This window comes from Pseudomonas sp., assembly GCF_050739935.1.
Lineage (GTDB): Bacteria > Pseudomonadota > Gammaproteobacteria > Pseudomonadales > Pseudomonadaceae > Aquipseudomonas.
In genome coordinates this window covers 1-21,067 of sequence record NZ_JBOICF010000060.1, presented here as the reverse complement: position 1 = coordinate 21,067, position 21,067 = coordinate 1, and the positions used below count along the sequence as shown (strand labels likewise).

Sequence of the window (21,067 nt, the reverse complement as noted above, 5' to 3'; positions counted from 1 at the left end):
TCTCCTTGGTTCGCTTACTTGAGGCCCACACGCCGACGCATTTCGGCGGTGATGGTTTGTCGCGTCTTTTGCAGGTCAGCCCAAGGGTCACTGTCCAGCTCCCCGAGGCGTTCATGGATGTTGTGGATGTTCCAGACATTCGCGCCTTTGATCTCCAGCAGCTCCTCGCGAAAGATGGGCACCGATACCGGCAAACCTTCCCGCGTGCGCACCGAGTAAGCGCAGATAGTGGTGGCGCCGAGGCCGTTACGCAGGTAGTCGATGAAGATGCGCCCCACGCGATTCTTGGGGCCGGAAACCGCGGTGAAGCGATCCGGTAGCAGCTTGGCGATGTGTTTGACGATGGCGTGACTGAAATCCTTCACCGCATCCCAGTCGGCCTTTGGCGTCAGGGGCACCACCAGATGTATGCCTTTGCCGCCGCTGGTCTTGAGGAAGGTTTTCAGGCCCAGTTCTTCCAGCACCGCCAGTGTCAGCTGAGTCGCTTCGACCATGCTTTTCCAGGGCAGCGCCGGGTCGGGATCAAGGTCGAGAATGAAGCGATCCGGGCGCTCCAGATCTTTCGAGACTGCGTTCCAGGTGTGCAGCTCCATTGCGCTCATCTGCACAGCGCCAATCAATGCCTCGATGTTGTTAATGAGCATGACCGGGTGTCCGGTGTATTCCTTGCCCATGGTCTCAATGCCAGGGATCGCGAGACGGTCAGCGTTTTTCTGAAAGAACAATTCTCCGGTGATGCCTTCGGGAGCCCTGACCAACGCCACTGGCCGATTCGCCAACTGAGGCAATAGCCAATCGGAGATGCCGATGTAGTAGTCGGCCAGATCACGTTTGGTGGACGAACTGGTGGGATCGATGACTCGCTCCGGATGGGTCAGGCGGATTTTCCCGGTCGTTGCGGTTACCTCGGTTTTTTCATTCCTGGACTTGGGCTTCGAGGTTGCCGGTTGGGCGCTTTTCCGGGTGCCGGGTTTCTCGACGGCGGGCAGTGGAGCAGGGCGCTCTTCGGTGATCGCCTTTGCGGGCTTGTCCGTACGCAGGCCCTGGAAAACCGCGTGCCTGACCGCCCCCTCCTTGGTGATCTCGGCAAAGGCCACTTCAGCCAGCAGTTCCGGTTTGAGCCAGTGCACGCCCTTGGCCTCGAAACCTGTCGGCGGATTCACCACTGCCGCTTTTTTGATTTCCAGCGGCAGGAGCTGATCGTAGATCGTGTTCAACGTCGTCTGGTTAAAGCCCGTTCCGACCTTGCCCGAGTATCTCAATTCGCCGCTGTCAGCGTCGTGCAGGCCCAACAGCAATGCGCCGAACTTGCTGCGGGCCCCCTTGGGATCGCTGTAGCCGACCACGACAAACTCTTGCCGGCGTTTGCACTTGAGCTTGATCCAGTCATCACTGCGGCGTGAGACGTAGGCGCTGCCGACCCGCTTGCCGATCAGCCCTTCCATTTTCATCTGGCAGGCGCTGTTCAACAGCGCGTCAGGCGTCTCGCCAAAATCCTCCGAAAACCTGAGGATCTCGTCTTCGCTACGCTCCAGAACCGTGGACAGGGCCGCGCGGCGCTGTTCAACCGGCACCTGGCGCAAATCCATGCCGTTGAGATAGGGCAAGTCGAACAGGTAATAAACGATGTTGCCGCTGCGCTCGGATTCAAAAGCGTTTTGCAGTGCCTGGAAGTCGGGAACGCCGTCCTCATTGGCGACCACCATCTCGCCGTCCAGCCAGCCTGATTCCAGCCCAAGGCTGGCGATGGCTTCGGCCTGGCGCGGGAGCTTGTGCGTCCAGTCGTGGCCGTTGCGGGTGAACAGCTGCACTTTACCGTCGTCGACGCGGGCCATGACTCGATAGCCGTCGAACTTGATCTCGTAACGCCAGTCACCTTCGGGCGCCGACTCGACCAGGGTTGCCAACTCGGGCTTGATGCTTTCAGGCAGCTCTGCCGCCTGTGCGCCGGTCAGCTGAGCCTTGGCCGGTTTTCTTTGCGGGGCCGGGATTTTTTCCACCGGCTTGGGCGCGGCCGCTTTGCCCCCGCGCTTTTTCGGCACGATGGTCCGTTCGCTCAGCACGCTGTCTGGCTGATCCTTGACGACGTCGTATTCGGATTCCGGTCGGGCGAATTCATCCTGATGCTTGATCAGAAACCACTGTTCCTGTTTGCCGGGAATGTGAGTTTTGACCAGATTCCAGACACCGCCGAGCTTTTCCCCTTGCAGCTCGAATTTGAGCCGGCCCTTGGCATAGGCTTCGGCCGGATCGGACAACGGCTTCCAGATCCCCCGATCCCAGACGATGACATCGCCGGCGCCATAGTGACCTTCGGGGATGTTGCCCTCAAAGGTGGCGTAATCGAGCGGATGGTCTTCGACATGCACGGCCAGGCGTTTTGCCTTGGGGTCGAGCGAAGGCCCCTTGGGTACGGCCCAGCTTTTCAGCGTGCCATCCAGCTCCAGGCGGAAGTCGTAATGCAGGCGTGTGGCGTCATGCTTCTGGATGCAAAACTGAAGCGCCGCATCTTGCGCGGACAGCTTTTTGGACGCACCGGATGGCTCCGGGGTGGCTTCGAAATCACGCTTGCGGTTGTACTCGTTGAGATTCGGGTGTGGATCTGCGGCAGCTGGAGCCGGCGCCTGATCAGCCGCCTTGGTTTTTCTTTTACGTTTTTTCTGCGAATCGCCGATCCGGATCCACGTAGGGGCGTGATCACTGGCATGCGGTTCACCGCGCACCCAGGCGTCTACACCGGCGTCCTGAAGATGCGGGGCCAGCGCAGGGTTCAACAGCAGATGATCGATACGCAGCCCGGAATTCTTTTGCCAGTGCTGACGGAAATAATCCCAGAACGTGTAAATGCGTTCCTCGGGATACAGATGCCGGAGTGAGTCGAGCCAGCCCTGAGCCAGCAATCGTGCGTAGCACTCGCGGCTTTCAGGTTGAAGCAGCGCATCCTTGAGCCAGGAGCGGGGGTTGTAGATGTCCTCGTCGGTGGGCACGACGTTGAAGTCGCCAGCGAGAACGACAGGGTGGTCGCTGGCCTGCAACGTTTTGGCGTGTTCAATCAAATGCTCGAACCACCTGAGTTTGTAATCGAACTTCGGCCCGGGCTGAGGGTTTCCATTCGGCAGGTAGAGACACGCAACGATGACACCGTGGGCCGCAGCCTCCAGATATCGGGCCTGGGTATCGTTCTCTTCGCCCGGCAGACCTTTATGGATCAGCAGCGGCTTGGAATCGCGTGCCAGGATTGCCACGCCGTTCCACGAGGCTTGGCCCAGATGCAGCGAGCCGTAGCCTGCAGCCTCAAGTTCCTTCGCCGGGAAATCTTTGTCCTGCGCTTTGAGTTCCTGCAGACAAACGATGTCCGGTTGCTCGCGCTCCAGCCACTGCAATAGATTCGCGAGACGCGCACCGATACTGTTGACGTTGAACGTCGCTATCTTGAGCGTCTGCATACCCGTATTCCCTCGATGTGCCCGAATCCTTCTTATCTGAGGGCGCAGATTCAGAGGAGTTCGGGAAATGACGCGACACCGCAGGTGTATTCGCGGTGGGGCCCGATAGACATGGCGAATCCTGAATGCCTGACGTCAAGGGTTTCCACTCACCTGAGTGGACGCCCTAATGAACTGTTTTAAATAAGGAATTTTTTTGCGCGCGAAGGATCTTTGGCTTGGGTATCCACAACGCCAAGGAGAAACGAAATGGCACAGGAACAGCATTACCGGATCGATTACTTGCTCAACGGCGCGTACAAGACGTTCTACATCCGGGCATCAAAGATGGACAATGCTGAAGCCTGGCATTGGGCAACCGTGGACGCAGGCATTGGTCAACTGCCCAAGTACCGGAGTGACCCTACTCCCAAGCTCAGCAGGCCTCAGGCAGAAAAGCACGGCATCTCGGATGTTGAATGGCATCAGGCATGAATCCTGCGGAGTTGGGTGTCGGGAACAAAGGGTAAAGCAGGCGCCCAATCCTTCCCCATACGGCTGCTTGCCGCGGACGTTGAAGGCGCGTCGCAGGCTATTTCAATGCGTTGCGCATCAAGGCCCGAGTCACCAACTCTCGAAGCAGGATGGATTGTTCTTCGTTCAACATATTTACATCGTGCAGTGCCTGCACATAGCCCGTGACCTGTTCCAGCCATTTGCCGAGCTGATCCCTGGACGGTGCGGTCTGTATGCGCTGCAGATAGGTGCCCACTTGCCTCGCAGCGTCCGGGTTGCTCAGCAGTTCGGCCAAAGCCTCAAGGTCTTCCTGCAAGCTGAAAATCGGTGAATTCATATCAGTTTCCGTGGTAACGCGAGATGTGAACTGTGGTGAGGGGGTAGAGCGCCGCGCACAACATAGAGGGAAAAGCAGCATCTGTCTCCTTGCTCGTCCTTTATAAATCTCGCGTTGAGCCGACTGGCGAGGCGACCTGACCTGGGCTCCTTCGAGGTAAGCGCCTGAGGTGGAAAATGCGCCGGCGATCAATCAGGTCGGAACGACCGTGACGCATAAGCAGATGAAGCACCGGAACGGAAATCGGCCAGACGGGCCGCAATGGCGCATACATGCGTTTCTGTGTTCATCGCCGACCGTTGCCAGAGGCCTCGGCCAACGCTGCAAGGGTTTCTTCCATGCAAACGATCAAATCCTGCAACTGCTGAAAAGACAGATGTAGCGTTTCTTTAGAGTCGACAGTCTGATGACCCCGCAGCGAACTTACCTCCCGGCGCTCCATTCGCTCAAGGTCGCTGATGCTTTCACGGAGGATCCGCAGTTGCTCGAAAATCCAGCCTATTCGGTGCTTTGCTGCTTCATTCATGTCGACCATCCGAATTCGCCTTGGGTCCTGCGTCGGTACATCTCTGTTTGATATAAAACTGACCTGGCCATTGCGTAGAAATTCAGGTTTCTGCTCTGGAGCCTGTATTGAGATATATGTCGAGGGCGCTATTTGCCGCACGGTCGATAAGGCAGTGTTAAATGCAGGAGACGTTAAATAGTCAAGAGCAGGCGCGCGAAACCCGGGCGCACCGCCCGGAACTTTCAGATTGGGGATGTAGACAAGTTGGTGAGGCCTGGCTAATAAGGGCCCCTGATGAATAACGAACAGTACACGATGGTATCAGCCGTTTGATAAGGCGATTGCTGAATATGATGATGAGGCCACGGACTCATTCGGACCCGGCGCCCGCCTGAGTTTCATCAAGCGTTCTACGCCAAGTGTTTGCATCCGTTGGATAACGTAGGCAGGACTTCAGCCCGCCAATTTTCGGCTGAATTTGGTTTCCATCACAATGTGCGAAGAGGTATGCGCCACGCCTTTGATCATGTTGATTTTCGTGAGCTCAGCATTGAGTTCGCTCAAGGTCGAGGTGGCGAGATGAATGATGAAGTCGGACTCGCCCGACACCGCATACACCGCCTGCACCGCATCCATCTTGCGAAGAGAGGTCATGACATCGATGTAACTCTTGTTCGTGCAGGACGTCATGGTGAAACAATTGATGGTCTGTTGCAGCCTGTCCTGGTCGATTCGCACGCTGTATCCGGTGATGACGCCAGCCTTTTCCAGGCGGCTGATCCGCTCCTGCACGGAAGAGCGCGAGACCCCGAGTTTGCGGGCCAATGAAGCAGTAGGCTCGCGTGCGTTAGCTTGCAGAAGGCTGAGCAACTGCCTGTCCTTGTCAGTCAGGTTAAACAACGGACCGGGATTCTGCGCATCCATGGGCACTTCCTTGACCTCGCTCGTATTCAGTTTTTATGCGCAGCCTTTTTTATTGGCGGCCTTGCGTTGCGAACGCGTTTCCTGGAAAAAGTCCATTATCTTGAGGCCCGCGTAAACCGTTTGTGCGGCGGCCGGGCCGAGAGGACCGCCGTTCCATTCCAGGCCGTAGGCATCGAACAGGCGGTAGCGATCCGTTTCGCCGCAGATGGCTTCTGCGATGACCCGTCCGCCGATCGGCGCGGTGTTCATACCATGGCCACCAAACGATGTACAAGCCCACAATCCCTTCCCGAGCGGGCCGATGTGAGGCATTTTGTGGCGCGCATAGCCCATCAGCCCGGACCAGGCTTTCTCGATCCTGATACCGCGCAATTGCGGATACACGTCAAGAATGTCTTCAGTCAGCAACTGCCCCAGGCGCTTTTCATCTTGCAGGTTTTTGGTGGTGATACGACCGCCCCAGAGCAGTCGGTCGCCATCGACGATTCGGTAATAATCCGAGGCCCGGCGATTGTCGCCTACGGCCTCAGTGGTGCACACCGCGTCTTTCAAGCGTTCGCCCAAATGTTCGGTCAGCACTGCGTAGGTCGCGATCGGCAGAAATGCCCGGCGTAAATGCCCGAATTCAGGACCGCCATAGCCGCCACAGCAATACACCACGTTGGCGCAGTCGACAGCGCCCTGGTCGGTCAAGACTCGGTGTCGCCCGTTTCGGCTCTCGACCCGCACCATGGGCGATTGTTCATGGATGGTTCCGCCGCTGCCCTCGATAAGCCGGGCCAGGCCAAGGCAATAGTTCAGGGGGTGGAAGTGGAATCCATAGTTATCGCGCAGGCCCTGGAAGTACATGTCAGTCTTCAGCTTGTCGCGCACGCCCTGGCGATCCAGATAGTCGAGATGAAAGTCGAAATCCGTCGCCATTCTGTCGCGTATGCGTTTGAGGTTATCGGCATCGTCGTAACGAACCACGCTCAGCTTTCCAGGCGTCGGCGCGCAGCCTGGCAGCTGATGACGGGCAATCATGTCTCGCACGATGTCGACGCCTTCGAGCGACAGTCTGAACAGCGCGGCGGCTCTCGGTTTCCCGCAACGCCGCTCGATGGATGACAACCCTTCGGACCACCCTTGAAGGACGAATCCGCCATTACGGCCGGACGCTCCCCAGGCAACGCGACCAGCGTCGAGCAGTACGACGGACTTTCCCCGCGATACCAGCTCCCAGGCGGTGCTCAGCCCCGCCAGCCCTGCGCCGACGATGCACACATCGGCCTGGACATTGCCTGTCAGCGCCGTCCGCTGAGTGGTGTCGAGCTTCGTGGCCGTGTAGTAGTTGTTGTTATAGGTGTACATGAAGTCCGTTGTCCTTTTTTGCGGCGCACAGATGCAGCGCGCCGCGTCCAGGACGGGCGCCTGCACTACAAGAGATTTATTGCAATTGGGTGAGGTCGGCGCCGTACCATTTTTCGGAAAGTCGCTTCAGCGTGCCGTCCGTTTTCATGTCGGCGATGATTTTGCTCAGCGCGCTATCGAACGCTTCGTCGCCTTTATCCACGGCAATGGCCAAGGGTTCGTAGTAGGCAGGTTTGCCTTCCACCCTGACGATCGGATAGCCATTTTTCACCGCGGCTACGATGGTTGGAAGTGCGGACAAGGTGGCGTCCAGTCTGACTCCGTTACCCATACGCAGGTCGTCCAAAGGACCCATGCTGTCGCCGTATGTCTGTACCTCACCAGGTTTGACGTCGTAAGTGAATGGCGGCACATCTGCGGCGTCGATCTTGAGTCGTCCATTGATATAGTCCTCCGAGGTGGTGCCGGCTTCGACGCCGATCTTCTTGCCGTTCAGATCCGTCGGTTTAGTCCCGGCCGCGTCCTTGTGCACGGCAAATACATACGGCGTGTAGTAATAAATGGCCGGGAAGTCGAGAACCCGGGCGCGCTCGGTAGTAGGGGTCATGGAACCGACCGACAAGTCCCAGCGGCTCGACCAGCGTCCTGCCGTGATGATCCCGTATTCGGGCGTCACGAACTCGACCTTACTGCCCAGGCGCTGGCCGATTTCGCTGGCGACATCGATATCAAAACCTTGCAGCTTGTTGTCCGGGCTCAGGAACGATTGCGGTGGCCAGTTGGCGGCGGTTGCCACTTTCATCACTTTCGTTTCATGGATGCGGTCCAGGGTTGCGCCGGCCCAGGCGGCTCCTGTGGCGATCGTGACGGCGGTGGCGACAGCGGCTGTGGTGAAGAAGCGCGGGAGCGAGATCATGGGTAAGCCTCCAGGTATCTTGAGTGTGGGTTTTTTGTTGTTTTTGTCACTGACTTTGGAAGGTACGACGATGCTTCTCAGTGGCTGAGAATCTGCGACAGAAACTCCCGGGCACGTTCGTGTTGGGGGCTGTCGAAAAACTGCTTGGGTTTGGCTTGCTCAATGATGCAGCCCTCATCCATGAAGATGATTCGGTCGGCAACTCGTCGGGCGAAGCCCATCTCGTGGGTGACGCACACCATCGTGATGCCGTCGTGAGCCAACTCGCCCATCACATCGAGCACTTCCTTGACCATCTCTGGATCGAGTGCCGAGGTGGGTTCGTCGAACAGCATGATGCGGGGTCGCATGCAAAGGGCGCGAGCAATGGCAACGCGTTGCTGCTGGCCACCGGAGAGCTGGCCGGGGTATTTGTCTGCCTGGTTCCTGATCCGCACCCGATCAAGGTATTCGTAAGCCAGTTCGCGGGCCTTTGCCTCGCTGAGCTTGCTCACCAGGCGCGGCCCCAGCATCAGGTTTTCCACGACCGTCATGTGCGGAAACAGGTTGAACTGTTGAAAGACCATGCCGACCTGACGCCGTATGCCGGCCACGCAGGCGGCCTCACGGGTCAACTCGGTCCCATCGATGAATACGTGGCCTTTCTGAAAGTCTTCCAGCAGATTCATGCAGCGGATCAATGTGGATTTGCCAGAGCCAGACGGGCCGCACACCACGACTATTTCGCCCGCGGCAATGTGCAGGTCGATGCCCTTGAGCACGTGAAAATCGCCATACCATTTATGCATGTCTTGAATCGATATGGCCGGATACGAGGCGGGGGCTGCTGAACCTGAGGGCTGATTCATCGTAATGCTCCTGATCAGCGATGGGCGCGATTGAAGTGCTTTTCCATACGTGCCTGGACGGTTTCCAGGACGATGGACAGTAGCCAATAAAGCACGGCTGCGGTGATGAGCATTTCGAGGTGACGGAACTCGGCACGTCCTTGTGTACGCGCCAGGAACATCAACTCCCAGACCCCGATCACAGACACCAGCGAGCTGTCCTTGAGCATCGAGATGAACTGGTTGCCTGTCGGCGGAATAATCAGGCGCATGGACTGAGGAAGAATGACCCGGGTCATCGTTTGAAATGGAGTCAGGCCAATGGCCCGCGAGGCTTCCCACTGGCCCCGCGAGATGCTGCTGATCCCTGCACGGAATATCTCTGTCATGTAAGCGCCATAACACAGCGAAAGCGCGAGAATCCCTGCCGGGACGGCTCCGACAACGTAGCCGAGTTGGGGAATGCCCAGGTAAATAAGATAGATCTGGATGAGAAGCGGAACGCCGCGGAAAAACGAGGTGTAGAAGCTGGCGATGGCAATCGCGAAGCCGTTGGAAGACAGGCGGGCTGTTGCACCCAGCAATGCCAGGACGAATGCAATGGCAATGGAAATCGCGGACACGTAGACGGTGGTGAAAACCCCCTGGGTAATCATGAAACCGATTTTGGTCGCGATGAAGCTGTAGGAGAGGTTGAAGGTGTCGAAGAACAAGAGGAACAGCACGAGCAATTCGCACCAGACTGTAATGATCTGCGCCCGCAGGGGGAAACGACCAAGCAGGAACAGGTTCAACACCACTGTGATGGTAAATGTACCCCCGACCGCGATGTCACGCGCCAGAGGCGCTTTCAAGTCAAGGACGATCGGCCCCATCAGGTTGGAAAGGCGACTTTCGCCCACGCCGCAGATGAGCGTGATGGTAAAAATGACAACCGCGACCGCTCCCATGAACACGGCGCTGTCAGTCATCCTGGCCTTGACGATATGGTCTTTGTACATGGCTTACGTGCCTCAGGGTGAGTCCCCTTTATTGTTGTAAGTCCATTATGAGTGGGCGAAATGCCGGGCGGCAGCCTGCGAAGCGGCGGCATTATCGATTTTTACTGGCAGATTGGCGGATGCGATCCCTACATCTGCCAGAAACTCCGGCCGATGCGGCGGGTGTGCGCGTTTCACCGGTGCCGCTGAGGTGCAGCAATCCAGTGCCCGGGCTGTGCAGCGGTTCTGTTTGATGTTAAGAAATGATAACGACGCACCTATAAGGTTCGCCTGTTTTTTCTCGGCGAGGGGTCTTTGGTGGTGTGAATATGTGTGAAAAATTTGACCTTAATGTTAATTTAGAACTATTGTCTTGACCCTCGGTAACAACAAATCCAAAAAACAATGATTGTTCATCCGGTGGTCGTTACCGAATCACGCATTCGCCGAGGACGAACCATGAATTTCGAATTACTGTTTGCAGATCAGTCCCAGCCCGTCCGTTATGCACTGACCGGTGCCAAGGGTGGGTTTGCTCGTACATTGCTGGCTCAGACGTTGCGCATGCCTCGCCTGAATGCCGCGGCATTGTGTGATCTGGACGTCCCTGGCCTGCGCGCGCTGTGCCTTGAGCTGGGCTTCGCCGCAGATCGCTTGATCGAATGTGCTGACGCTCAAGCAGTGGCCGCTGCGCCCGCTGACGCCATTGTGCTGGTAGCGGACGTAGAGCTGCTCGGCGCATCGTCCTACGACATTCTCGTCGAGGCCACCGGCAATCCGGCTATTGGCTACCGCACCGCTCGCCGTGCAATCGAAGCAGGGCGCCATGTCGCCATGGTCAGCAAGGAAGTCGATGCTGTTTCCGGGATTACCTTGTCTCGGCTGGCAGCCAAGCACGACGTGGTTTACACCACCGCTGATGGCGACCAACCGGCAAATCTCATCGGCTGGATCAGTTGGGCACGGGTGCTGGGGCTGGAAATCGTTGCCGCTGGCAAATCCAGCGAATATGACCTGGTATTTGATCCAAAAAAAGGCACCGTCACTCAGCTCGATCAAACGATTTCAGCCCCCACCATGGGCGATTTGTTGCAGCTGGGCGATGACATTCCGGCGACCCTCGCTGCTCGAAGGGCGGCACTGAACGGCCTGAAGACTTCGGCCACCGCTGACTACTGCGAGATGTCCGTAGTGGCGACCAATACCGGGATGATCCCTGACGTTGAACTGCTGCATTACCCGATCGCCCGCACCAGCGAACTGGCTGATATCTATGCCCTGCGCGAGGATGGTGGCGTGCTGAGTCAGGAAGGGGTGATCGAGGTTTTCAATGTCCTGCGACTTCCCGATGAGGCCAGTTTTGCCGGAGGCGTATTCGTCATCGTTCGTACCCATGATCAGGAAACCTGGCAATTGCTTGCGCAGAAGGGCCACGTGGTCAGCCGTAACGGCCGATATGCGTGCATGTATTTGCCGTACCACTTCATGGGCGTCGAAACGCCGATCTCGCTCCTCAATGCCGTACTGCACAAACGAGCGTCAGGCACGGACAAACCGACCCAGTGTACGGTGCTATCGGGTCGTGCAACGGTGGATATCGCGGCCGGTACAGTGCTGAAAATGGGCGGGCATCATCATGACGTGACGGGGGTGCAAGCGGTTCTGCTGGCAGCCAAGGATGCGACCGACGACGTTGCCCCACTTTATCTGGCAGCCCATGCCACGGCTGTAAGGGACATCAAAGCCGGCTCGCTACTGCGCATTTCCGATCTGAGTGGATATGACGCAGACCTGCACCGGGCATGGTGTGACGGTCGCAAGGAAGTCTGAAAAAACCGCCTGCTCGGCAGGCGGCCTTGAAGACTCGGTTCCTCACCTAACAAGCGTGAAACAGGCTCAATAAAAACATGAATAGTGAACTGTTTATTTTCTCGATGGCGGCGGGCGCTATCGTTGTGCTGATCATTCTGATCACCAGGCTCAAACTCAATCCGTTTCTAGCGTTGACATTGACTGCAATTGGTCTGGGGCTGCTCAGCGGCCTCACTTCTACCGATACCGTAGAAAGCTTTGCCAAGGGCTTCGGTTCCGCGCTGGCCAAGACCGGCCCCGTTATCGGATTGGGCACGTTGCTTGGCGGAATTCTGTTGGGCTCGGGCGGGGCGGACCGGATCGCCAATGCGTTCATCGGCAAACGTCCGGTGCAGTACGCGCCTTGGGCCATCTGCGCCGCGGCGCTGCTCATTGGCATGCCGCATCTGTTCGATGTCAGCTTCATCATGTTGGCGCCGCTGGTTTATACCGTTGCCAAGCGTACCAACAGCCACCTGCTCTTTATTGGTCTGCCACTGGCTGCGGGGCTGTATGTATCTCATGGGCTGTTGCCGCCACATCCGGCGCCGACCCTGGCCGTTTCCGCATTCCACGCCAACACCGGTCTCACCATTTTCTATGGGTTGCTGATCGCTATCCCGGTAGCGGTTATCTGCGGCCCGGTGTTCACCAAAATCATCAGCCCATGGTTCGGCCCGGCGCCTGATCTGACGGCAGGTCCGGTGGGCGCGCGCGAGGTGGTCGAAGGCCAGCCACAAGCCTCGCTGGCTTACGCGATCATCGCTGTGCTGCTGCCTCCGGGTCTGATGTTGATCGGAACGCTGGGGATCGCTTACAACCCCAAGGGAAGTGCGCTGTTCGACTTCTTCAGTGCCCTGAATAACCCGATCCTCTCGTTGCTGGTCGCGGTGATCTTCGCATTCTTCGCATTGGGGCTGCGTTCCGGTTTCAGTCTGGGGCAGGTGCAGAAGATGGCCGGCCAAGGGTTGGCGCCGCTGGGCGCGATTGTCATGATTCTCGGTGCCGGTGGTGGCTTCAAGGAGATGCTGACCGCTACCCATCTGGACGTGTTGATCACCCATCACGCCGCAGGCTGGGCCGTCAATCCACTGATCCTCGCCTGGGGCATTGCCGCACTGCTGCGTATCTGTCTTGGCTCGGCAACCGTGGCCACCGTGGCCGCAACCGGCATCGTGGCGCCACTGGCGCTTGCTCACCCGGAACTGTCCCCCGAACTTCTGGTGCTGGCCACGGCATCGGGTGCGGTGATGCTTTCGCATGTGAACGACTCGGGATTCTGGCTGTTCAAGGAGTACTTCCAGCTCACCGTGGCGCAGACCTTCCGCACCTGGACGCTGATGTTGTGTCTGCAATCGGCATTGGGTCTGATCGGTGTTCTGCTGATCGAGGCAGTCATTCGCTGAGACACCGCCTGAAGCAAGGAGCGAGTCCTGGCTACTCGCTCCTGCGGATCGGCAATAGAGGGCGATCGTTCGGCGCGCCCTCGGCTTCGTCCTATCTCATTAACGTCACGTCTACTTCCCGGGGCCAAATATCACTAAACTGGCGTTTCGAGTCTGGAAACACCAGGGCTGGCCATTGCCGCCATGCCGCCGCCCCAAGACAGGTAATGAGAATGCAGCACGCCATGCTGAACCGCTTTTTTGCTGGACTGCTGGTCCTGATATCCATGTGTGTCACCTTGCCGGCCCTCGCTCAGTCGGACCCTGCTCCAGCCAGCGACTCCAGCACCTTACAGGCCCCGGCGGAGGGGCCGACGCTGGATCAGCTCAACGATCAACTCGATCAAATTCGCCAGAAAGTCTCCGTGAGCGCCAATGATGACTTGCTCTCGGACTTGCGCCAGGCAGCGCTGCAGGTACAGAAACAGGCCGACACCCTGATCGCCCAGCAAACCGCCAACATCGAACATCTGAATGACCAACTCAACATTCTCGGGCCAGTACAGCCTGACGAAGCGCAGAGCATCAGCAGTCAACGCAAGGCGCTGACGAAGCAGAAGAATGCCCTGGTCGATGAGGAGCGTCAGACCAACACGCTGAGTCAATCGGCTCGCGACCTGGCTACCCAGATCTTCAGCCTGCGTCGCAGTCTGTTCGACTCCCAGATCACCACTCGCTCGGCCAGCCCGCTCAGCTCGGTGTTCTGGTCAACGATGATCCGTCCGACCGACGACGATCTGGGCCGTCTGCATGGCCTGTTCGACGATATAAAGAGCGCCTCGAACACTGCCCTGGCACCGGGCAAGCGTCTTTTCTTCTTCTGCGTTCTGGTGGGTGCGCTGTTGATCTGGGTGGTTGGCCGACGCCTGATGGAACACTTGTTGATCTGGCTGATGGTCCGCTGGCTGCCCGAGGGCCGCCTTCGTCGCAGCGCGCTGGCGCTGACCGTGGGGCTGTCGACCGTTCTTACCATAGGCGCCGCCACCTCCTTGCTGCGCTGGGGGATTGATACCAATGCAGTGCTGAGCGCCGACGTGCTGAACCTGCTCAACCAGATGCAGACGCTGATTATTTTCTGCGCCTTCATTGTCGGCCTCGGTCGTGCGCTATTGATGCGTTCTCACCCCTCCTGGCGTTTACCGCAGATCCCTGACCAGATCGCCGAGGCCATCGGCCATTTTCCGGTGTTGTTGGGGCTGGCGCTGGTAATCATCGGGACTCAGGAGCGGATCAACAGCGTCATCGCCAGCAGCCTGGCGCTGACGGTTGCCGTTAACGGTCTGACAGCACTGGCCGTTTCACTGGTGTTCTTCTTTGCCCTGTTGCGTTACCGCCGAACCCGCCGGCGGCATGGCCTGGAGCGTCTGCCCAGTTTCGCCGGCCTCATTCCCTTCGTGGTTGCGGTCTGGGTAGGGTTGAGTCTGCTTGCGCTGTTGAGCGGATACCTCACGCTGGCATACTTCCTGACGGTGAAGCTGCTCTGGATGAGCGTGGTGTCCGCCACCGCTTATCTGTTGATTGCCTGCTTTGGCGACATCTGCGAGACCCTGCTATCGCCCAAGCAACCGGGCGGAGAAGCGCTGGGGGCCGCGCTAGGGCTGTCCCCGCGTCACCAGGCGCAGGCCAGCACCGTGCTGGCGGGGATTGGCCGGACCTTGCTGTTGTTCAGCGCGATCCTGCTGGCCTTCATGCCGTCGGGTTCCAGTCCGGGCGAATTGCTTGAGGGCTTCACCCAGCTTGATTTCGGCAACAAACCGCTGGGTGGTCTGGATATCGCACCCAGCGACATTCTTCTGGCCATCGCGGTGCTCATCATCGGGATGCTGGGCATTCGAGTGCTCAAGGATTGGCTCGGCGAGCGCTTGCTGCCGGAAACCACCATGGATGCCGGCATGCGTGCATCGCTGGTGACCCTGGTCGGCTACATCGGCGTCGTGCTGCTCGCAATCATGGTGATGTCGACGCTGCATGTCAGCCTCACCAATCTGACCTGGGTCGTCAGCGCGCTGTCGGTGGGGATTGGTTTTGGCCTGCAAGCCATCGTCCAGAACTTCATCTCAGGCCTGATTCTGCTGACCGAACGACCGGTCAAGGTGGGCGACTGGGTTAGCTTGGCGGGCGTGGAAGGTGATATCCGCCGCATCAATGTGCGTGCCACGGAAATCCAGATGTCCGACCGCTCCACGGTGATCGTGCCCAACTCCCAATTCATTACCCAGAATGTGCGCAACGTGACCATGGGCAATGCGCTGGGGGTGGTCGGAATTACCCTGACCCTGCCGCTGGATACCGACGTGCTGAAAATACGCGATCTGCTGCTGCAAGCCTTCACTGAGCATGACGCCATACTCGACACACCCGCGCCCTCGGTGTCGTTCAAGGACCTGACCACCACCGGGGTGATCATCAGCGTCAGCGGCTATGTCAACAGTCCACGTTCGGTGGGTGGGGCACGTAGCGATCTGCTGTTCACCGTCCTCGGGCGCCTTCGCGAGCTGGGCATCGCCTTGTCGTCGCCGCAAAGCATGGTGTTGATCAACGACAACGTGGCAAAAGTGCAACCCGAGGAATGACGAGGCAGACTGAACCCGCCCCTACATGAGGTTCATCCTGTTCCTCGGGATGCGCAAGGCGAAGCCGGTCTGTAGACCTTTCGCCCGGCAGGCAAAATAACGCTGAGACGTCTCGCAGGTGATCATCTGCGCGCCGTGAGGTACTGGACGAGGGTTTCTGCGCAGGCATCGATGCCTTTGTTCAGCACGATTTCAAAGCCGTGCGTATTTTCGGTCGGGATTGCGATACAGCCGGCCTTGCCCAGCGCTCCGGCGCTCAGGATGGCGCTGGCATCGGACGCGAAGTCTACCAGCAGTGCCACTTGAGGCTCGTAGCCGGAAGTCTGTGCGGCCGCGATCAAATCGTCGCTGACGTCACGGCTGTAGTGACCCTTTTCGTCGCCAGCGACGATTATCGGGTTGGCCGAAAGGGCGGTTCCGTATTCTTCGGCGATGGGACCGACCTCAACGGCGATGGCGGTTTTGCAGGGCAGATGCAGGGCCGCGAACAGGGCTCCCGCGTTGGTTTCCTCCTCCATCGTGGTGAACGCCAGGTACACATCGCTGGTGAGCTCCGCCCGTCGATTGGCCAGCGCGCAAGCGGCATTGAGGACCGCAACGATGGGCGCGCGATCATCCAGGAAGTGCGCGGCCACCGCATCGACCAACGGGAACGGTATGCGCCAGTGTTGACTCAGCACGACGCGTGTACCGGGCCGTACGCCTGCGGCCCTGAGCTGATCATTGCTACGCCGGGTCACCACATGCACATCGTCCCAATGCACGTTCCCGGTCTGCACATCAGCGCCTTGTTTCGACTGCCTCGTCGCGTGCATGCTGCCGAAGGAAAGTACCCCAGGACATTCCAGTTCATCGCCCAGGATATCCACCGGGCACATGCCAAAGTTGACCGGATTGGCACCGCCCAGCGCCACGACCTGTAACGAGCCGTCCTCATTGATGCGCTTCACCGTCATGGCGATTTCGTCCAGATGCGCCATGAGCAACGTCCCTTTCGACGATACGGAAGGCTCGCCCGCAACCTGATGACGGATCAGGCCGATCAGGTTGCCGGCATCATCCACCCAGGTCTCATCGCAGTGCTTTTGCAATTCTTGCTGGCAGATGTCTCGAACCTCGGCTTCCTCGCCACCAGCTCCTCTGGCGTACAGCAGCCGCTCCAACAGATTTGTCTCGGACATCAGCCTTCCTCAGCTCAAACGTCAGGTGGATCCGCCCGCCCGCGCGCATCGATGCGTGCGTACCTTGATAGAGAAGCGCGGCAGCAGCGCCAGGACGGGGCGGCCTATTTCAAGTTGTAGAGTTGCACTCCCTGCAAAAATTCGCTGTTTTCGGGTGAGCGTCGCCGTGCGATTTCGCGCGTGGGGCATATCCGGTGCATCAACCGTATAAGCACTTGGTGCTGGAGGTGGGGAAGATTTCTGATAAGACCCGAACGCCGGCAGGATCAGGACGCTGCCGCTTGAGTTGAGCGTCAGGGCCCGAGTTCAACAATCCGGCGCTACGCCGGGCTGATAGTCCACTTCGGTATAGGGCCGATAGCCGCTCCAGTCCCCAGTGGAAAACCTATCCTGATCAGCTAGCGAACTGTTGCGCGCTTGGGAGAGTCCACAGGATTACGTTTCAAGCAGATGTTACTCACGGCTGGCGAGCGCCCTTGGGCGTTGGGGGAGTCATGAAGGTATTCAATCGAGCCACCCCGGTGGTTTCTGGCGCGCTGGTAGCTGTGGCCGGACTCATCTTTTTAGCGGGCGGAATCTGGCTGGCGACCCTGCATGGCACGATGTACTACGCCATCGCTGGCGCTGGCCTGGTGCTTGTCGGGATCGGGCTTATCAGAGGCCAGCGCTGGTCGTTATGGCTGTATGGCGTGATCTGGCTGGGCACCGCGATCTGGGCGGTCAGCGAAAGCGGGCTGGATGTCTGGGCGCTGGAGCCGCGTCTCATGCTGCCGACATTGCTGGGGCTGTATCTGCTGATGCCCAGAGTGCGGCGCAGGCTGGGTTCGGGCGCACAGGTTTCGTCGGCTGGCAACGTGGTATTGCCGCTGCTGGGAATCGCCTTGGTGGCCGGTCTGTTCTTTGCCCATGCCTATCCCCATGCGCAAGCCGAGGCGACCGTGGTAAGCGCTTCCAACGATCGCTCGGTGAGCGACAACGACTGGAATTATTACGGCCGAACAGCCCGTGGCGAGCGTTGGTCGCCGCTGACCCAGATCGATCGGCAGAACGTCGGCCAATTGCAGCCTGCCTGGGAGTACCGCACAGGCGATGTGGCGCGTTCGGGCGAAAACGAGAAGGGCTACGAATTCAACTTTGAGGTGACGCCGATCAAGATCGGCGACACCCTGTATATCTGCACCCCTCACAGCCAAGTGAGTGCGCTTGACGCGGTGTCCGGCAAGGAGCGCTGGCGCTTCGATCCCAAACCCGAGACTTCCAATAACGCCTATCTGGCCTGTCGCGGCGTGGCGTTCTATCAATCGCCAGGCAATCAGCAAACGCCCGGAGGGGAGTGTGCGCAGCGCATCATCGCTCCGGTCGCCGACGCGCGCCTGGTAGCCCTCGATGCAGCCACCGGCAAGCCTTGCGCGGATTTTGGCGAGCAGGGTTTTGTCTCGCTGCGCCAGTACCTGGGCAATGTACCCAAGGGCTTTCATTTCGTGACCTCGCCACCGCTGGTGGCCGGTAACAGGGTGATTCTGGGCGGCTGGATCTACGACGGACAGAAAACCAATGAGCCCTCCGGCGCCGTGCGCGCATTCGATCCCGTGACCGGAAAAATCGTCTGGGCCTGGGACGTCGGGCGCCCAGGTGACCCGGTGGCGCATCCCGGACCTGACGAGACCTTCACCTCAGGAACACCCAATGCGTGGGGGGTATACACCGCCGACGTCGAGCGGGGACTGGTCTATCTGCCGACCGGCAACGCGGTGCCGGATTATTACGGCGCTCAGCGTCGCCCGTTCGATGAAAAATACTCAAGCTCGGTCGTGGCCCTGAGCATCGAGACCGGCGAACCTCGCTGGACCTTTCAGACGCTGCACCATGATCTGTGGGACATGGACGTGCCAATCGGCCCGACACTGGTGGATTTGCAAGACAGCAACGGCGCGCCGATCCCCGCTCTGGTGCAGACCACCAAGCGTGGTGAGCTGTTCTTGCTGAACCGGGAAACCGGCGAGCCGATTGCCCAGGTCGATGAGAAGCCTGCGCCGCAAGGTGGCCTGGCGGAAGATCCTCCTTCGGCCACGCAACCTTATTCGGTCGGCATGCCATCGTTCGCGCCGCCGCCGATCGAAGAAAAAGACACATGGGGCGTCACCCCGGTCGACCAGATGCTATGCCGAATAGAGTTTCGCCAGCTCGATTACAAGGGCGCGTTCACACCGTTTTCCGTCAGCAAGAAAACCCTTGTCTACCCGGCCTTCGATGGCGTCATCGACTGGCACGGGGCGTCGGTCGACCCGGAAAGGCAGCGCCTCTACGCCAATCTGAGCTATATCCCGTTTGTCGCGCAGACCTTCAAGCGAGCCGACGCCGAGGCCAAAGGTTTGGTACAGCCCTGGGATGGCACGGGACAACCGCCTCGGCCAAAAGAGTTTGCGATCAATCCGCAGTACGGCACGCCCTACGTGGTCAAAGTCGACCCGTGGCTGGGCATACTCGGCGCACCCTGCAAGGCGCCGCCATGGGGCCAACTGGCGGCAGTCGATTTGCGCACCCGCTCATTGGTCTGGAAATACGACGTGGGGACCACTCGCGATATGGGACCGGCGGGGATGCATGTCAACCTGCCGTTCCCGACCGGGATCTTCAACATCGGCGGCAACATCACCACCCGTTCAGGGCTGATATTCATGGGCGCGACGGCGGATAACTATCTGCGCGCGTTCAATGCCCAGGACGGCAGCGAAATCTGGCGAGCGCGTTTACCCGCAGGCGGGCAGGCGACCCCGATGACTTATCTAGGCAAGGATGGGCGCCAGTATGTGGTGATTGCAGCGGGCGGCCATGGCGGTCTGCAGACGAAGTCCGGGGACTATGTCGAAGCGTTCGCGTTACCAGCCGGGAATAGCCGGTGATAAGCCGTTGCGCTGCGGCGATAGCGCCGCAGCCTTTGGCCATGCACATGAGTACGCCCGCAGAACCAGGAAAACTCCCTATCAGCGGATCGTTGCTGCAAACAGGGTAATGGGCAAGCTGCAATGGTTGGAAGAACGCGAAGCCAACATCCCTCCGAAAAACCGTCGCAAGAACTGATCCAGCATCTGGCCGACGAAAAGAAACTCGACCCGCCACCGGCATGCCATTGCCAGGCTCACCCTTATTCAATCAGGCCCATTTATCTGCACCTGACTGCGGCAGTGGTAAAACCTGCCTGGTCAGGGGTTATTGGCAAGTGCGGAAACTGGCCTGAGGTGTACGCTATTTGGTTTCGGATTAATTAAGAAACTGTCATGCGCTTTGGTTATTGCGAAGCGTTTTGGATGTTTGTAGGCGATAAGAAGTCATGAAGCCCGTCGTTATGGCGTTGTCTGTTTTATTTCAATCAGGGTTGGATGAATTCGGTGATTTAAACTGGCTGTGTTGAAGGTGAGTCATTAAGTTGGATGTCCATTCAATTAAAGGATAGAGGTGAAAGTACAGGATGAAAAGAAATCTCTGAGCACTCACGCATGTAGGGTATTTCCCACTTTGAAAAGAGAACGGCAGGTAGGCCGCACTCAACCAAAATATTGTTAATTTATTGTTTTTTTGGAGATATCTACCATGAGAAACATCATCCGTATCGGCGACACCACCACGGGCGGTGGCAAAGTTCAGGCTGGCTCTCAGGACATGGTCTTCGGCGGCATCGGCGTCGCTCGGGTGGGCGACCCCGTGATGTGTCCGCTGCCACTCCATGGGTTGAACGCGATTGCCGAAGGGCATCCGCATTTCGATGATAACGGTGTGCCAGTGGCGTTTGATGGCCATCGCTGTGAGTGCGGCTGCGCGCTGATCACATCGATGCCTGAAGCGAGTGCGAGCTGATCGTGCCAGTTCATCATTCGAGCTTGCGTGCGCAAGGAGTTGCGCGCAGGTGTTTCCAAAGATGGTGGACAATCGCTGCAGAGTCCACTTTCTCATTGACGCGCTCGAACACTCCCTATTTCCAGTTCGGGAAGGTCACCTATGCCGAATGAACTGCGCACCTTCTTCGATCACAGCCGCCACACGCTCTGGGTGCGCGACCTCGATGCAGCGCTTGATGTGTTGGCCTTTAAGGGGGAAGAAAGGCTGAGCGAGCCATTCACCTACACCGTCGAATTCACTTCCAGCGAGCACGACATCGCGTTGGAGCAGATCCTCGGCCAGGACGCCCGTTTCAGTCTGCACGCCGCGCCCAAGTCGTCGTTCGTGTTTCCCGGCT

The 21,067-nt window shown here is 58.6% G+C and carries 16 protein-coding genes; 7 read left to right on the top strand and 9 right to left on the bottom strand.

Annotated elements, in window-relative coordinates; genetic code table 11:
* Positions 1-14: 14 nt before the first annotated feature.
* Entirely contained in the window at positions 15-3,446 is a 3,432-nt protein-coding gene (gene ligD / locus ACRER8_RS10770) for a DNA ligase D (RefSeq protein ID WP_431746318.1), read from the bottom strand.
* A gap of 249 nt (positions 3,447-3,695) precedes the next feature.
* On the opposite strand from ligD, the gene ACRER8_RS10765 reads away from it, so the two are divergent.
* Positions 3,696-3,920: a DUF6555 family protein gene (locus ACRER8_RS10765; RefSeq protein ID WP_431746317.1), complete on the top strand. Its 225-nt coding sequence runs from the start codon at positions 3,696-3,698 to the stop codon at positions 3,918-3,920.
* Between the two features lie 97 nt (positions 3,921-4,017).
* On the opposite strand, the gene ACRER8_RS10760 is transcribed toward ACRER8_RS10765, so the two are convergent.
* The 7 genes from ACRER8_RS10760 to ACRER8_RS10730 all read right to left on the bottom strand — a co-directional run bounded on the left by ACRER8_RS10760 (position 4,018) and on the right by ACRER8_RS10730 (position 9,804).
* Positions 4,018-4,278 (bottom strand): hypothetical protein, encoded by a 261-nt coding sequence (locus ACRER8_RS10760; RefSeq protein WP_431746316.1) that lies wholly within the window; start codon positions 4,276-4,278, stop codon positions 4,018-4,020.
* 286 nt (positions 4,279-4,564) lie between these two features.
* Positions 4,565-4,804, bottom strand: a complete 240-nt coding sequence (locus ACRER8_RS10755) for a hypothetical protein (protein WP_431746315.1) — start codon at positions 4,802-4,804, stop codon at positions 4,565-4,567.
* 435 nt (positions 4,805-5,239) lie between these two features.
* The gene (locus ACRER8_RS10750; RefSeq protein ID WP_431746314.1) at positions 5,240-5,710 is read right to left on the bottom strand and encodes an Lrp/AsnC family transcriptional regulator; all 471 of its coding nucleotides are present in this window, start codon (positions 5,708-5,710) and stop codon (positions 5,240-5,242) included.
* Positions 5,711-5,743: 33 nt separating this feature from the next.
* A complete protein-coding gene (locus ACRER8_RS10745) occupies positions 5,744-7,060 on the bottom strand; it encodes an NAD(P)/FAD-dependent oxidoreductase (protein WP_431746313.1) in 1,317 nt (438 codons plus the stop codon).
* A gap of 76 nt (positions 7,061-7,136) precedes the next feature.
* A complete protein-coding gene (locus ACRER8_RS10740; RefSeq protein WP_431746312.1) occupies positions 7,137-7,976 on the bottom strand; it encodes a transporter substrate-binding domain-containing protein in 840 nt (279 codons plus the stop codon).
* 77 nt (positions 7,977-8,053) lie between these two features.
* Positions 8,054-8,824: an amino acid ABC transporter ATP-binding protein gene (locus tag ACRER8_RS10735; protein WP_431746311.1), complete on the bottom strand. Its 771-nt coding sequence runs from the start codon at positions 8,822-8,824 to the stop codon at positions 8,054-8,056.
* A gap of 14 nt (positions 8,825-8,838) precedes the next feature.
* The gene (locus ACRER8_RS10730) at positions 8,839-9,804 is read right to left on the bottom strand and encodes an amino acid ABC transporter permease (RefSeq protein WP_431746310.1); all 966 of its coding nucleotides are present in this window, start codon (positions 9,802-9,804) and stop codon (positions 8,839-8,841) included.
* A gap of 438 nt (positions 9,805-10,242) precedes the next feature.
* On the opposite strand from ACRER8_RS10730, the gene ACRER8_RS10725 reads away from it, so the two are divergent.
* The 3 genes from ACRER8_RS10725 to ACRER8_RS10715 all read left to right on the top strand — a co-directional run bounded on the left by ACRER8_RS10725 (position 10,243) and on the right by ACRER8_RS10715 (position 15,652).
* Positions 10,243-11,613 carry a hypothetical protein gene (locus tag ACRER8_RS10725; protein WP_431746309.1) on the top strand — a complete coding sequence of 457 codons (1,371 nt, stop codon included), beginning with the start codon at positions 10,243-10,245 and terminating at the stop codon, positions 11,611-11,613.
* Between the two features lie 77 nt (positions 11,614-11,690).
* Positions 11,691-13,040 carry a gluconate:H+ symporter gene (locus ACRER8_RS10720; protein ID WP_431746308.1) on the top strand — a complete coding sequence of 450 codons (1,350 nt, stop codon included), beginning with the start codon at positions 11,691-11,693 and terminating at the stop codon, positions 13,038-13,040.
* Positions 13,041-13,252: 212 nt separating this feature from the next.
* On the top strand, positions 13,253-15,652 hold the full coding sequence (locus ACRER8_RS10715) for a DUF3772 domain-containing protein (protein ID WP_431746307.1): 2,400 nt from the start codon (positions 13,253-13,255) through the stop codon (positions 15,650-15,652).
* A gap of 122 nt (positions 15,653-15,774) precedes the next feature.
* On the opposite strand, the gene ACRER8_RS10710 is transcribed toward ACRER8_RS10715, so the two are convergent.
* Positions 15,775-16,833, bottom strand: coding sequence for a M42 family peptidase (locus ACRER8_RS10710; protein ID WP_431746306.1), 1,059 nt, complete (start codon positions 16,831-16,833; stop codon positions 15,775-15,777).
* 494 nt (positions 16,834-17,327) lie between these two features.
* Between ACRER8_RS10710 and ACRER8_RS10705 the strand changes: the two genes are divergently transcribed.
* The 3 genes from ACRER8_RS10705 to ACRER8_RS10695 all read left to right on the top strand — a co-directional run.
* A complete protein-coding gene (locus ACRER8_RS10705; RefSeq protein WP_431746305.1) occupies positions 17,328-19,736 on the top strand; it encodes a membrane-bound PQQ-dependent dehydrogenase, glucose/quinate/shikimate family in 2,409 nt (802 codons plus the stop codon).
* A 688-nt stretch (positions 19,737-20,424) separates the two neighbouring features.
* Positions 20,425-20,688 (top strand): PAAR domain-containing protein, encoded by a 264-nt coding sequence (locus ACRER8_RS10700; RefSeq protein WP_431746304.1) that lies wholly within the window; start codon positions 20,425-20,427, stop codon positions 20,686-20,688.
* 141 nt (positions 20,689-20,829) lie between these two features.
* A partial coding sequence (locus ACRER8_RS10695; RefSeq protein WP_431746303.1) for a hypothetical protein occupies positions 20,830-21,067 on the top strand: 238 nt, incomplete at its 3' end.

Excerpts from the sequence above, each read along its gene's own strand:
- ligD (WP_431746318.1), bottom strand. The coding sequence starts at position 3,446 with ATGCAGACGCTCAAGATAGCGACGTTCAACGTCAACAGTATCGGTGCG.
- ACRER8_RS10765 (WP_431746317.1), top strand. The coding sequence starts at position 3,696 with ATGGCACAGGAACAGCATTACCGGATCGATTACTTGCTCAACGGCGCG.
- ACRER8_RS10760 (WP_431746316.1), bottom strand. The coding sequence starts at position 4,278 with ATGAATTCACCGATTTTCAGCTTGCAGGAAGACCTTGAGGCTTTGGCC.
- ACRER8_RS10755 (WP_431746315.1), bottom strand. The coding sequence starts at position 4,804 with ATGAATGAAGCAGCAAAGCACCGAATAGGCTGGATTTTCGAGCAACTG.
- ACRER8_RS10750 (WP_431746314.1), bottom strand. The coding sequence starts at position 5,710 with ATGGATGCGCAGAATCCCGGTCCGTTGTTTAACCTGACTGACAAGGAC.
- ACRER8_RS10745 (WP_431746313.1), bottom strand. The coding sequence starts at position 7,060 with ATGTACACCTATAACAACAACTACTACACGGCCACGAAGCTCGACACC.
- ACRER8_RS10740 (WP_431746312.1), bottom strand. The coding sequence starts at position 7,976 with ATGATCTCGCTCCCGCGCTTCTTCACCACAGCCGCTGTCGCCACCGCC.
- ACRER8_RS10735 (WP_431746311.1), bottom strand. The coding sequence starts at position 8,824 with ATGAATCAGCCCTCAGGTTCAGCAGCCCCCGCCTCGTATCCGGCCATA.
- ACRER8_RS10730 (WP_431746310.1), bottom strand. The coding sequence starts at position 9,804 with ATGTACAAAGACCATATCGTCAAGGCCAGGATGACTGACAGCGCCGTG.
- ACRER8_RS10725 (WP_431746309.1), top strand. The coding sequence starts at position 10,243 with ATGAATTTCGAATTACTGTTTGCAGATCAGTCCCAGCCCGTCCGTTAT.
- ACRER8_RS10720 (WP_431746308.1), top strand. The coding sequence starts at position 11,691 with ATGAATAGTGAACTGTTTATTTTCTCGATGGCGGCGGGCGCTATCGTT.
- ACRER8_RS10715 (WP_431746307.1), top strand. The coding sequence starts at position 13,253 with ATGCAGCACGCCATGCTGAACCGCTTTTTTGCTGGACTGCTGGTCCTG.
- ACRER8_RS10710 (WP_431746306.1), bottom strand. The coding sequence starts at position 16,833 with ATGTCCGAGACAAATCTGTTGGAGCGGCTGCTGTACGCCAGAGGAGCT.
- ACRER8_RS10705 (WP_431746305.1), top strand. The coding sequence starts at position 17,328 with ATGAAGGTATTCAATCGAGCCACCCCGGTGGTTTCTGGCGCGCTGGTA.
- ACRER8_RS10700 (WP_431746304.1), top strand. The coding sequence starts at position 20,425 with ATGAGAAACATCATCCGTATCGGCGACACCACCACGGGCGGTGGCAAA.